Raw genomic sequence first — 13,516 nt, forward strand, 5'->3', positions numbered from 1 at the left:
AAGACCATGCTACAACCTGCACGCAAACCTCGGTGGGAGGTTAACCACCTTCCATGGCCTAAAGACCATGCTACAAATAAGATGATTTCCCCTACCCTGTAGGCGGTGGCTTTAGCCCCGCATCATCGGAACATAACAACGGGCTGAAGCCCGTCCTACAGTGGTGGATTAAACCGAAAGCGGGACTAATCGACCTAGTGGTTCGTCTAATGATTTAGGGGGTTCGGTGAACCAATGGGCTTGTTTATCCCCCATGTAAAGACAATCCTCTAAACGCACACCAAACTCGCCGGGGATATAAATTCCGGGCTCATTCGACAAGCACATACCTTTATTTAGTGGCGTTGTTTCACCTGTAACAAAGTTGACACTTTCATGACCTTCCATGCCGATGCCGTGCCCTGTTCGGTGTGACAAACCAGGTAGCTTGTAAAGTGGCCCATAACCTTGTTTTTCGTAATACGCTCTCACCTCGTCGTCCACTTTACCCGCAGCAGTGCCAACTAGAGCGGTTTCGTATGCTATTTTTTGGCCTTTTTTGACCGTTTCCCAAACTGCGCGCTGCTTTTTAGATGCTTCGCCAAAAACCAAGGTTCGACTGATATCTGATTGATAACCATAAACACTGCAACCGCTGTCCATTAAAATGACTGAGCCTTGTTTAATAACCTGCGACTGCCCAGTGCCATGTGGATATGCACTTGCTTCATTAAACAGCGCTAAACACCAAATATTTGTGCCGCCAAGCTGCGCTTGGGTAGCGTCCATCAATTGTTTTACATCGTGTTGCGTCATGCCCAGTTGAAGCTGAGAAAACACATGTTCATAGGCCATCAAGGTCACTTCATTGGCTTTATGCATAAGCGTCAATTCATGTGCAGATTTATACATGCGGCAAGCTAAGGTGACCGGTTCGGCGCTGACGTGATTCATATCAGGTAGCAAAGCCATTACGCCATCAAGGACGAAGTATCTAAGCGTAGACTCAAAACCCAACTTGCCTTTTCTTATGCCTCGGTCTTGCAAAACCTGTTTGATTAGCTCAAAGGGACTTTCATGCTCTTGCCAAACTCGAACATCATCACCAAGTTTTAAAGACTCACGAATACTTGGCTCTTCAAAAAAGGGACAAACAACGGCAATATCACCGCTTTGAGGAATGACAACGCCGGTAAGCCTTTCACTTCGCCACCACTGAATTCCAGTAAAGTAATCCATAGCCGCACCAGGCTCTAGAATAATGGCATCTATTTTTTGTTCTGCCATATGCTTCTGCGCCGCAGCAATACGCAGCTTTCTCTCTTGCACTGAAATCGGTTGAACGTTGCCAGTAACCTTTGACAGTTTGGTTGATGTAACAGGTGCTGCCGCGGTCTCCAACGACAAACCATTAAATGCAATAGATGCCATTCCGAAAGAGGATAATTTTAAGAAAGTTCTTTTTTGCACAATAATATAAGCCCAAGACGTTTTTATTTATAATATGTGCAAAAAACACGCAACACAATATTGCTACTCTAGACTTCCTTCAATCTCTATCGCGAAGCCCTGCTATGAAACGTTTAAGGCAAATAACTTATCGAAAAGCATACGGTCTACAATATTTGAAAACGATTCAGTCATGTACAAAGCATAACTTTATCGGCAAACTCAATTAGGTACACCTAAAATTAAAACTAAAAACGTAAAATGGACTTATTTTATGAACACTGATTCAATCTCAAAAACATATGCATTTTTTATTAAAAATACGTTTTTCATTCTTCTGTTAAGCGTATTTTCAAATTTGAGCAACGCCCAACAAATGGGTGGGAACAACGAAAACTCGGTTTTCGCACAACAATCCGCACAGAGCGCCATTAAATTTGCTGAAGCACTGAATAATCACGATATAGATAGTTTAGGAGAAATGACCGACACGAAAAATTTAGGGCAAATTGTTGGCAGTGCGTTATTTTCCAAACAAAGTGAAATAAATGATTTTGTGCGTGGATTTTCGGCGGAACGCACACGGAAAACCTTAATCAATAATCTTTTTGCACAATTTTTCAATGAAGAATCAAACTCTAGCTTTATACGCATGCTTGACGAGCAAGGAGCCCTGCGCCCCCTTGTCCGCATCGACTACGCGACAGGTGGGCATGAATACCTCATTTTATTTCTCAACGAAGAACAAAAAGTTTTTGATTTCCATATCGCCAGCAAAGGCGCTCAATTTAGTGACTCCTTAACCCAAGCAACGGCATTGATGATATCTACTGATGATTCTTTTTTTGGCAAAATGTTTGGTAAAGAAAAAATTAACAAAGATGTGGTGGAGAAATTCCAACGAATTGGCAGCTTACGTCAATCAGGGCAATTTCTAGAAGCTTATAAATTGCTTTTAAGTATGCCGGAAGATATGAAAAAGCAACGAGTCATGATTGATACTGGTGTTGGCCTTGCGCAAAATATTAATGATGAAGAATATCTCGCACAACTTAGTTTGTTAGACAAATACTTTGGTCACCTACCCTCTACCCAATTTATGCTGCTAGATTATTATGTGATGACTGAGAATAACGTCAAAGTCATGCAAGCGATGGAGAACGTCATTAAACGCTTTGGAATGGATGGAGCCCTTGGCGAGCTGAGTGCAAATTTATATTACAACGCGGGAGAAATGAATGAAGCATTAAAATATGCCTACCTAGGTGTCAATGCTGAGCCAAATTTTGAACCTCCCTACTGGACCTTGTTAACCATTTATAATGAACAACAAAACTACCAAGGAGTAGCTGATACATTGAATCTGATCAGTGAACGATTGTATTACGAATTTACTCCTGAGAGTTTGGGAAGTGAACCCGCGTTTGCCGGATTCCTAGCCTCAGAAGAATACCAAGTGTGGTTACAAAACTAACTAAATAACCGATAAAAACAGCAAATTAATAAGTACTAACTTGCTGAATCTAAGCTGGTATCTATATTTGCCAGCTTAGGTAAATTGCCCTCAATTCCAACTGCTTGTTTAATAATATCGTTTTTTAACGGCGATAACTGATTTGTCGCTGATAACCCTATATCTCTGATCAACTTTTTCACCGGGTTGGCACCACTAAAAAGTCGCTTGAAGCTCTCCATGACGGCAATCATTTGCAGTGCTTCTGATTTACGCCAACGCTCAAATGAACGCAGGTTTTTAGCCAAACCTATATCTTTATTTTGCTGTTGCAATTCAACCAGCACTTCGGCTAATGCAGCTGCATCAGCAATACCTAAGTTTGCGCCCTGCCCTGCTAAAGGATGTATGGTATGAGCAGCATCTCCAATCAAAACAATACGGTCACTCACCCACTTGCGACAATAACGCATTTTTAACGGATAACTGGCTCGTTTACTCACAAGCTTCACTTGTCCTAAACGCGTGTCACTGGCGGCACTCAAGGCATGATTAAATGCTCGATCATCCAATTTTAACAGAGACTCTGCCTTTTCGACTCTTTGTGACCAAACAATTGAGCACAAGTTTTTTTCATACAATGGCAACAACGCCAGAGGTCCGTCAGGGGTAAACACTTGTCGCGCCACATTTTCGTGCGCGAATTCTGTTTCAATAGTGGCAACGATAGCAATCTGATCGTAATCCCAAAAAGTCAGCGGTAAATTTGCCACTTTACGCACCAACGAATTCGCGCCATCAGCACCAACCACTAGTTTACTGCTGACATGATTGCCATTTTCTAGACTAATAAAACTTTCTGATTGACCAATGGAAATATTGGCGATTTTGGCACTAGCCGCAATTTCTACATTAGCGACTTGTTTGAGTTGTTGCATCAAACCTAAGCGGATGGCTTGATTTTCAATAATACTCCCTAGGTGTGTTTGCTGAATATCCGATGCCCAAAAATCAATTTTGGCAAAACTATCCTGTTCCCACACTTGCATGTGTTGATAAGCCTGCAATCGTTGCTCGCAAATGCCTTGCCAAGCCCCTAAATTGCAAAAAATGTTCTGACTAGCAAGATTAATTGCACTTACTCGTAACTCTGGATCTTGACTGAGGGGCTGATCCGCCGGCTCAGAATCGATAACCACAACACGCAAATCAGTATTCTGCAACGCCAGTGCAGCCGTTAAGCCAATAATGCCTGCGCCAATAATTGCTACGTCATAATTTTGCATGGAGTTTTCCTGATGTGCCGTGAAAGCCCATGGCATGGTGAGCTAAAATTTGTTTTATCCTAGGATGACAATCTAAAATACCAAGGGCTAGATTACGCCCTAAAACTAACGGAGGATAAAGATTAGAAAAAGTATGAACCAATAAATCCGTTGCACTAATTAAGCGGCCTTGGTCATTTTTGCGATTTTGTTGGTAGCGCTGTAGAGTTCGATATTGACCGATATCCAGAGTTTCTTCAGCTAATATAATATGCACAAGTTCATCAACATCTCTTAGCCCCAAGTTCAATCCTTGCCCTGCAATGGGATGTAAGGTTTGGCAAGCATTTCCCAATAACGCGGTGCGATGGTGAATGTGTTGTAACGCTTTACTTTGAATCAATGGAAAAGCACTGCGCCTGCCGACGGCTTTTATTTTCCCTAATCGATAACCGAACTCATCTTGTAAACGCGCAATAAACTCCTCATCGCTTAACGCCAATACGTCCTCACATTGCTTTTGCGACAACGTCCAGACTAACGAACTTCGATACGAATCGGCTTGTTGCAATGGAGTCGTTAAAGGTAACAAAGCCAAAGGGCCATATTGGGTAAAACGTTCGAATGCAGTGTTGTTATGGTCTTCATACAGCGCAACATTGGCTACGATCGCTGATTGCTGATAATCTTTGAGCTGAATTTCGATGCCTGATTTTTCGCGAGTTGGGGAATTCCCTCCTTCCGCAATTGCCAATAGCGACGCACTCAATCGTTGTTCATCACCTAGAATTACATCTATCTGCCCCGAAGATTTATGAAGCTGTTCAATTGTTTGACCATAAAAAAAGGTAACTTGTTTTGCGTATCGGTGGATTTCGTTTTGCAATAAATTCACCAACACGGGTAATTCAATCACCTGCCCCAAAGCATCCAGTTGGTAATCTTGCGCAGCTAAGGTACTGCTCCCCAAATGACCTTGATCTGACACATGTATATGCGAAATTGGGCAAGCAAATTCAGATAATCCCGTTAAGCCTAACGCGGTTAACATCTGGTTTGACTGGGCAGAAAGAGCAACACTGCGCAAATCTAAATAGCTTGAATCGTCACCGCTAGAATACTCTGAACGGGGCGTCGCCGCTTCAGGGCTCTGATTAGCCTCTATCACGGCAACCTTAAGCTGACTTTGTTTCACAATCGCCAACGCTAAGCTAAGACCCACGGCCCCGCCACCAGCGATCACCAAATCAAATGATTGTTCAGCTTTGTTCATTATTGCTAGTTCGCCATCAAATTTTCAATATCTGCAATGGTCTTTGGCACCTTATCGGTTAACACTTCATACCCATCTTCGGTAATCACAATATTATCTTCAATACGAATACCAATGCCTTTCCATTTAGGATCAACCTCAGCCGTTTCAGACACATACAAACCAGGTTCAACAGTCATAACCATGCCAGGTTCAAACTCCCGATCTGCACCTGCCACTTTATAGTTACCCACATCATGTACATCCAAGCCAAGCCAATGTCCAAGTCCATGCATGAAGAACTGACGGTAATTTTGTTGTTCAATGTTGTCTTCTAAGTCACCACTCAACAATCCCAATTCAATTAGTCCCCTCGTGAGGACTTCAATGGCTTTATCAGATGCGGCTTTGAAGGTACTTCCAGGTTTAAACATGGCAAAAGACGCCAATTGTGCATCCAACACCAGTTGATATAACGCTTTTTGTGGTTCGCTAAATCGACCATTTACCGGAAACGTGCGAGTAATGTCCGCTGCATATCCTTGCAATTCAGCACCGGCATCGATCAGCACTAAGTTATTGTCTTGTAGCTCACAATTATTTTCGGTGTAATGCAAAATACACCCATTGTCGCCGCTACCAACAATAGTTGAGTAAGCAGGTGACTTTGCACCATGCATGGCAAAATGGTGATGAATCGTGGCTTCTAAATGAAATTCATTTTTGCCCACTTCGCTGTATTTCATTGCGGCGATATGCGCATCACAAGAAATTTCGGCAGCTTGGCGCATAATTGAAATTTCAAAGTCAGATTTAAATAGGCGCATTTCATGTAGCAGTAAGCGAATATCGAATTCGCAACTAGGAGCGATTTTCGATTGTTTTGGTGCATTGCGTAAGTTGGCGAGTACTTCATCCATTAACGCATCACTAGGGCCATGATGACCGCGAGCGAAATACAGATTTTCGTGACCATTTAGGTAACTTGTTAAACCTACTAGGATATCGTCTAGGGGGTGAGCAATGTCGACTTCATAATCAGCTGGTGCCGCCTCGGCTCCAATCCGTCTGCCTTGCCAAATTTCTGCTAATTCATCTTTAGGTAAACAAAATAAAGCGCTGAATACATCGCCCATCAATGGACTATTACTAATCACTAAATAGGCATCGGCTTCTGGAAAGCCTGACAAATAATGAAAATCACTGTCTTGGCGAAAAGGAAACTCAGTATCATTGCTGCGGGTTACCATGTTTGCTGCAGGTATGACGGCAATACTGTTTGGCAACATTCGCTCACGTAAAATTTGTCGGCGTTTAGTGCACTCTTTAATTAATTCTGATGACATCAATGTACCGTCTTAGGTTCAGTTTGTGCTTGGTCAGCTGAATGACCCAATTCATTGAAACATAACATGCAAGAAACTCGAACGTATTCGATGACTTCGAACAAGGCTTTTTCTGCTTCCTCATTTTCTGGCATGGTTTCGTCCATACGAGAAATCTCATAGAAATCTTCTAACGCTTCTTTCACGTCGGCAGAACAGGCAGTTAAATCAGCTTGGTGCAAACCAAACCCCAACATAAAACCTTGAATCCAATTGATTAATGCTTTGCCTCTTTCGTTAATTGGAGCTGAGTCATCGGGCATACATAAGGTTAAAGTGAAATCGGTTTCTAATAACTGTTGGCAGGTATCATTGTAAAGCGCGGTTAATTGCACTTGAACCTCATTAGGTAAAGCGTCACCTTGATTTATTGAATCATTAAGCGCAACTGACCATTCCTGACTTTCTAACGCCATTCCACCCGATAACATACCGCAAAAAATGCCATGTACTTCAGATGCATCAGTGAGAATATTGTGCTGTTCCAATAAAGTAGACAACTCTTCATAATTTAAATGCGATGGATTCAATTTTGTTTCCTTTATTTTCCATTAGTGCCATTTCCACTCAAGAACTGACACAAGATAGGGCTTTGAGATCGTATCACTACCAAAGGTGCCTGCCTAGAGCATGATGAGGCTTTAGTAAAGCTTTGTCATTTTGATAGCGGTGACTGTGTTGAAATTTCGCCACTTAGTGCAGTTTATAAGCAACTAAAAATGAATTACCAGTTTTCGATTTTATTTTAGCGCCGCTATGCTAAAATTCGTAATTCTCCTGGGGTGTTTGCCAGTTCAGTTTTGTCCCTGGCCGATGCTATTTAACCTGGAAATTGATTCCACTACTATTGTGCAAGCTTGGCTAGTATCAAGACGCCTACGGTAGTGATGATGTTTCCGCCCTGAACTTTCGGTTCACGGGCCCACACCGAACAGCGGCATTTTGGGAGATTCTAATTTCATAGGGCGAGGTGTCAATTTATTTGACACCTCGCTTTTTTATGCACCCTCCAAAATTCACAACCCATTGTTTTATAAGAATATAAAAGTTGTCGGTTCATAAATTGCAGGTTATTCTAATACTGTTGATTGGACGGAAAACAGGCGTTATACAAAATACTTCAGGCACACAGGGAATTGGCCGATACAGTGCGCTAGCAGTTTCTTAGTGAAAACCACTAAACTTTTAAAATTAACGTTGAAAAGAATAATAATGTGATGAAAGTGCCACCGACTGAACAACAGGCAATGCGTGAAGCTTGTCCTGAATTTTTTGACGACCTAGACCATCAAATCGAATGGAAGTGGGACGAGCATTTTGGCTGTCTTCTCGCTGAGTTTTCCGTGGACCATGCACAGCACGTTTATTCAATAGCCAAAAAACATTTTCCCCATATTTGGGATAAGAAGCAGTTTAAAAAAGCCAATCCGTTTCTCAAACACCGCGCAGGATTTTTCGGCATTCTCGAGAAAAAACAACAATTGCTTACCAAAGATGACAATGGGCAAAATGACTTAATGCTGTCTTGGTGGCCCTGGGGACACGGTGCGACTATATCTGTTCGTTTGTTTCAAGCTAACGAGCAACCATTTGTGGAAACTCAAGGTTTATTCGACAAAATTGCGTCTATCTTTTCTCGATAGCCTAGCAATCTCGAAGTGCAGAAATTTTCAGCAATAAGTTATCAATAGTTAAAAAATAACCTTTAGGCCGTCAAAGCTGACCAAATGGTCAGGTTAAACTGTTCTTTTTAGCGTTAACTTATGGTACAAACGCATTTCTTTGTAATCTCATAGCGCTAAATTGGAACTTTTATGGCTGTTATTAATTTCGGTTCAATCAATATTGATCATGTTTATCAGGTCGATCATTTTGTTCAACCCGGTGAAACCTTATCCTCAACAGATTATCAACAATTATTAGGAGGTAAGGGAGCAAACCAGTCAATCGCGTTAGCGAAAGCGGGTTCCGATGTTAGGCATGTGGGAAAAATTAACGAACATGACGCCCATTTTAAGCAAGCAATGATTAAACAAGGTGTTGACTGCAAATATGTGCAGTGCACCGACTCCCCTACTGGCCATGCAATAATTCAAGTGGCCTCTTCAGGTGAAAATGCCATTGTTTTATTTGGTGGCGCGAACCTTGAAATTGAAAATCAGGATGTTCTCAAAGCCCTTGATGGCGCTGATGAATCTGCTTGGGTACTAACTCAAAATGAAACAAGCTCCATAGACATTGTGTTTCAAGAGGCTAAAAAGTTAGGGTTAAAAGTGGCTTTTAATCCAGCGCCAATGACTGATTCAGTGAAACAGCTCCCCCATGACTGTATCGATCTACTGATTGTTAATGAAGTGGAAGCAGCTGCAATTAGCGGAGTCGACGATATTGATCAAATGGAAGAATATTTCCGTCGCGAATGGTCCCATGCAGAGGTATTAATTACCTTAGGTAAACAAGGAGTGCGATTTGTATTGGCTGAAGAAACCATCACAGTTCCTGCATTCTCGGTTGAAACAGTAGATACGACCGCAGCTGGTGATACCTTTATTGGTTATTTTCTAGCGGCATACAGTCGACGTCATAAACCCAAGGATGCGTTAGTGCGCGCGTGCGCAGCTTCAGCAATAGCAGTGACACGTAGTGGCGCTGCCCAATCAATTCCGAATACTGAAGAGGTTGATCTTTTCCTCAGTCAGCATCAAGCTTAACCACAATTTATCATTAAAGAGAACGATTATATGGCTCATAAAATAATTCTCGATACCGATCCAGGTATTGATGACGCAATGGCAATATTTTTTGCCTTTCAATCTCCTGATATCGAGGTATTGGGATTAACCACAGTATACGGAAACGTACCTGTTACTATGTCGGCTCAAAATGCACTCACGTTATGTGAATTAGCTGATCAAGACATTCCAGTAACCAAGGGTGTGGGTATGCCTTGGGTTGGTCCTGAGTCAGGTTATGCGCATTTTGTGCATGGTGATGATGGTTTTGGCAATATCGATTTTCCATCTTCAAAGCGCGAACTCGATCCTCGCAGCTCAGCCCAATATATTGTCGATATGGCTCGTCAACATCCAGGTGAAATCACCTTAGTGGCAATTGGCCCGCTAGGTAATCTGGCCTTAGCATTGCGTTTAGAACCTGAACTCCCCAACTTGGTAAAAGGAGTGGTCATTATGGGTGGCGCTGCTTTTGTGAAGGGTAATGTGACTCCTGTAGCTGAAGCTAACATATGGAACGATGCGTATGCCGCTGAGATAGTGTTTGCAGCGCCATGGGATCTGAAAATGTTTGGTTTGGATGTGACTAATGATGTGCCTTTCACGTTAGATTTTCTTGATGAATTAGAAATCAAAAACCCTAAGCTGGGTGGATTCGTGAAAAAGTCATCTCAGTTCTACGTGGACTTTTATTCACAAGATAGAGACGACCGTGTTTGTTTCTTCCATGATGCGATGCCACTGGCTTATTTAGTAGACCCCAGTTTATTTGAATTTACTCGCGGTCATGCCAGAGTTTCCACTGATCCACTTAACCGCGGACAGACAACAGTAGCACCAGAAGGTAGTACTGCCAGCCCTCTTTGGTTAGACGCCCAGCAAATCGACGTTGCCACCAAAGTTGATCATGATCGACTGCGTAAATTGTACATCGACACCTACTCGCTGTAATCACAATATCCCCTATCGAAAATGGTAATTAAGGTTACCATTTTCGTTTTAAACGCTTAATTTATCGATCTTAAGCTCTGAATACACAACTTCACCTGTGTCTCATCATTTAACTAAATTTAATCCTAAAATTTACTCACCAAGCTGATAGAAAAGAACCGAGTTATTGGTATACTGAACAGATATTGTTGTGCTTAATCTGTGTTTTCAAAGGTGTCTTTGCGTTGTTAGAAAACAAATCCCATTTACGTAAACAATTTCGTCAATTGCGCCGCAACCTATCTGCAGAGCAACAAAAACTAGCTAGTCGAGACGCGCTTCAGACTGTTATCAAATACCAAATACTGGAGCAAGCCAATCACATTGCACTTTACCTTGACCAAGACGGAGAGTTGTCTTGTACCGACATTATTGATTGGTGTTGGCAAAATGGTAAAACAACCTATTTGCCTGTTTTAGATCCATCCCGTGAGAATTATCTAATATTTATTCGATATGCTGCGGATACTAAAATGCGTAAAAATCGATTTAATATTCCTGAACCAGTTATCTCATCATCACAAGTTAAAGCAGTGCCACAACTCGATTGTATATTTTTGCCTTTAGTCGCGTTTGATGAAACTGGCAATAGGTTGGGTATGGGCGGTGGATTTTATGATAGAACACTTGCTGAAATAACCTCCTCTCCGGTAAAACCGCAGCTTATTGGATACGCCCATGACTGTCAGCAAGCGTCCAATTTAAGCACAGAAAGTTGGGATATTCCGGTCCACAAAATAGTCACCCCCAGTCGCGTTATTTCAACCTAAATAACCTCAAATCAAGATATACAGTGTTTGTAGCCGCGTGGGAGCTAAGTGCGGTATACTCTGCGCAGATTTTTTGAATGTATTTAACATTGCCAATTAATAGGATCAAACATGACTCAAGATGAAAAAAAACGAGCCGCTGCCGAAGCCGCGATCAAATTTGTTACTGACGATAGTGTTATTGGTGTAGGCACGGGATCAACCGTGCATTATTTTATAAGCGCACTGGAAAAAGTAAAACACAAGATTAAAGGTGCGGTTTCTAGCTCTGATGATTCAACGGCAAAACTGAAGGCAATGGGAATCGAAGTGTTTGATCTCAACTCAGTAGACAATTTTGACATTTATGTTGATGGGGCAGATGAAATAACCAAACATAAACATATGATCAAAGGCGGTGGTGCAGCGTTAACAAGAGAAAAAATTGTGGCCGCTGTAGCTAAAAAGTTTGTCTGTATTATTGATGACAGCAAACAAGTGCCGGTTTTAGGTGCCTTTCCATTGCCAGTTGAGGTAATCCCGATGGCACGTTCGTTTGTTGCCCGAGAGTTAGTAAAATTGGGTGGCGATCCTGAATACCGTCAAGGTGTGATTACCGATAATGGTAACGTCATTCTTGATGTGCACAATTTAAAAATTCTTAATCCAGTTGAATTGGAAAAACAAATTAATCAGATTCCAGGGGTTGTCACCAATGGACTGTTCGCCATGCGTGCAGCAGATATCGTATTAGTCGCCACAGACACCGAAGTAATTGAGATTGATTAGACCAAATAAATATAACAGGCTCTTTCTTATTTGAAAAAGTTCTGGTATTTTTCACATTCAAATAGACGTCCAGATGTCTCTTAATTCAGATATCTTTAACTAACGATCATGTACGGGAACATTAATGAGCAAAGTATCACTGCCCAAAGAAAAAATTAAGATATTGTTGCTTGAGGGTTTACACCAAAGTTCAGTGGAAACCCTTGAAGCCAATGGCTATACCAATATTGAATATATTAAGACGTCGTTATCAGAAGAAGAGTTAATCGAAAAGATTGCAGATGTTCACTTTATTGGTATTCGTTCTCGTACACAGCTCACTGCAAATGTTATAGATGCTGCGCAAAAACTCGTAGCGGTTGGTTGTTTTTGTATTGGTACTAATCAAGTCGACCTTAAAGCAACACAAAAACGCGGTATTCCGGTGTTCAATGCGCCCTTCTCTAACACCCGTTCAGTTGCAGAGTTGGCCCTAGGCCAAATCATTTTATTACTTCGTGGTGTACCAAGTAAAAATGCCAAAGCCCATCGCGGTGTATGGGAAAAAAGCGCAGTAGGATCATATGAAGCGCGAGGCAAAACCTTAGGTATTATTGGTTATGGCCACATTGGTACTCAGCTAAGCATCTTGGCAGAGCACTTAGGTATGCGAGTCCAGTTTTTTGATATAGAAGATAAATTGGTTTTGGGTAACTCAACTCAAGTTAAAACCCTTAAGCAATTACTCAGTACTTCAGATGTTGTTTCTTTGCATGTGCCTGAAACTGAACAGACGCAAAATATGATTGGCAAAAAAGAACTGGCGATGATGAAAGATGGCGCTATCTTAATGAATGCTGCCAGAGGCACCGTAATTGATATTGATGCATTGGCAGAAGCCATGGAATCAGGCAAGTTGAACGGCGCTGCTATTGATGTTTTCCCAGTAGAGCCAAAATCAAATGACGAAGAGTTTGTTTCGCCTTTGAGAAAATTTGATAACGTGATTCTTACTCCTCACGTAGGTGGAAGTACCCAAGAAGCACAACAAAATATCGGTATTGAAGTTGCGGGTAAATTGGCCAAATACAGTGACAACGGGTCGACGCTTTCAGCGGTTAACTTCCCTGAAGTATCCTTGCCATCACATATAAATCGTTCTCGTTTGTTACACATCCACGTCAATGCGCCTGGTGTTTTAACTCAGATCAACCAAGCATTTGCAGCTCACAACATTAATATCGCTGCACAATATCTACAAACAAATGAAAATATTGGTTATGTGGTAATTGACGTTGAGACAGACGATGCGAAAGAAGCATTTGAGCAACTCACTAAAATCGACGGGACAATTAAAACTCGTATTTTACACTAATCGTTTAACACTTCCCGATAGCCACTCTATCGGGAAGTGCTGTTTATTTTATGCGCCATTCAACGTCACCTTAAACGGGTTTCATTTGCCCCTCAGAACTGAACAACCAATCAAGCCAT

Annotated in this window: 12 protein-coding genes and 1 other RNA gene; 8 read left to right on the plus strand and 5 right to left on the minus strand. The window is 41.8% G+C overall.

Features of this window, described 5'->3' with window-relative positions; genetic code table 11:
* Positions 1–168: 168 nt before the first annotated feature.
* On the minus strand, positions 169–1,455 hold the full coding sequence (locus tag KO530_RS04385) for a M24 family metallopeptidase (protein ID WP_354667863.1): 1,287 nt from the start codon (positions 1,453–1,455) through the stop codon (positions 169–171).
* A 247-nt stretch (positions 1,456–1,702) separates the two neighbouring features.
* Here KO530_RS04385 and KO530_RS04390 point away from each other — a divergent pair, with 247 nt between their 5' ends.
* A complete protein-coding gene (locus KO530_RS04390; protein WP_216047185.1) occupies positions 1,703–2,902 on the plus strand; it encodes a hypothetical protein in 1,200 nt (399 codons plus the stop codon).
* A 35-nt stretch (positions 2,903–2,937) separates the two neighbouring features.
* Here KO530_RS04390 and KO530_RS04395 read toward each other — a convergent pair whose 3' ends face one another.
* The 4 genes from KO530_RS04395 to KO530_RS04410 are packed head-to-tail and all read right to left on the minus strand — an operon-like array spanning position 2,938 to position 7,313.
* Positions 2,938–4,167, minus strand: a complete 1,230-nt coding sequence (locus tag KO530_RS04395; protein WP_216047186.1) for an FAD-dependent oxidoreductase — start codon at positions 4,165–4,167, stop codon at positions 2,938–2,940.
* A complete protein-coding gene (gene ubiH / locus KO530_RS04400; protein WP_216047187.1) occupies positions 4,154–5,419 on the minus strand; it encodes a 2-octaprenyl-6-methoxyphenyl hydroxylase in 1,266 nt (421 codons plus the stop codon). The genes KO530_RS04395 and ubiH overlap by 14 nt, the downstream gene beginning before the upstream one ends.
* A gap of 5 nt (positions 5,420–5,424) precedes the next feature.
* Entirely contained in the window at positions 5,425–6,744 is a 1,320-nt protein-coding gene (pepP, locus tag KO530_RS04405; protein WP_216047188.1) for a Xaa-Pro aminopeptidase, read from the minus strand.
* Positions 6,744–7,313 carry a UPF0149 family protein gene (locus KO530_RS04410; RefSeq protein WP_216047189.1) on the minus strand — a complete coding sequence of 190 codons (570 nt, stop codon included), beginning with the start codon at positions 7,311–7,313 and terminating at the stop codon, positions 6,744–6,746. The genes pepP and KO530_RS04410 overlap by 1 nt, the downstream gene beginning before the upstream one ends.
* Before the next feature lie 241 nt (positions 7,314–7,554).
* On the opposite strand from KO530_RS04410, the gene ssrS reads away from it, so the two are divergent.
* The 7 genes from ssrS (at position 7,555) to serA (ending at position 13,397) form a co-directional block, all read left to right on the plus strand.
* A non-coding RNA gene (gene ssrS, locus KO530_RS04415) (6S RNA) lies at positions 7,555–7,736 on the plus strand.
* A 264-nt stretch (positions 7,737–8,000) separates the two neighbouring features.
* Positions 8,001–8,426, plus strand: a complete 426-nt coding sequence (locus tag KO530_RS04420) for a hypothetical protein (RefSeq protein WP_216047190.1) — start codon at positions 8,001–8,003, stop codon at positions 8,424–8,426.
* Between the two features lie 171 nt (positions 8,427–8,597).
* Entirely contained in the window at positions 8,598–9,494 is an 897-nt protein-coding gene (locus tag KO530_RS04425) for a ribokinase (RefSeq protein WP_216047192.1), read from the plus strand.
* A gap of 30 nt (positions 9,495–9,524) precedes the next feature.
* A complete protein-coding gene (locus tag KO530_RS04430) occupies positions 9,525–10,466 on the plus strand; it encodes a nucleoside hydrolase (RefSeq protein WP_216047193.1) in 942 nt (313 codons plus the stop codon).
* A gap of 224 nt (positions 10,467–10,690) precedes the next feature.
* Positions 10,691–11,275, plus strand: coding sequence for a 5-formyltetrahydrofolate cyclo-ligase (locus KO530_RS04435; protein WP_216047194.1), 585 nt, complete (start codon positions 10,691–10,693; stop codon positions 11,273–11,275).
* A 111-nt stretch (positions 11,276–11,386) separates the two neighbouring features.
* Positions 11,387–12,043, plus strand: coding sequence for a ribose-5-phosphate isomerase RpiA (gene rpiA / locus KO530_RS04440; RefSeq protein WP_216047195.1), 657 nt, complete (start codon positions 11,387–11,389; stop codon positions 12,041–12,043).
* Between the two features lie 124 nt (positions 12,044–12,167).
* Positions 12,168–13,397, plus strand: coding sequence for a phosphoglycerate dehydrogenase (gene serA / locus KO530_RS04445; protein ID WP_216047196.1), 1,230 nt, complete (start codon positions 12,168–12,170; stop codon positions 13,395–13,397).
* Positions 13,398–13,516: the final 119 nt, after the last annotated feature.

Origin of the sequence: Aliiglaciecola lipolytica (assembly GCF_018860635.1) — a bacterium.
In the GTDB taxonomy this organism is placed as follows: Bacteria; Pseudomonadota; Gammaproteobacteria; order Enterobacterales; family Alteromonadaceae; genus Aliiglaciecola; species Aliiglaciecola lipolytica_A.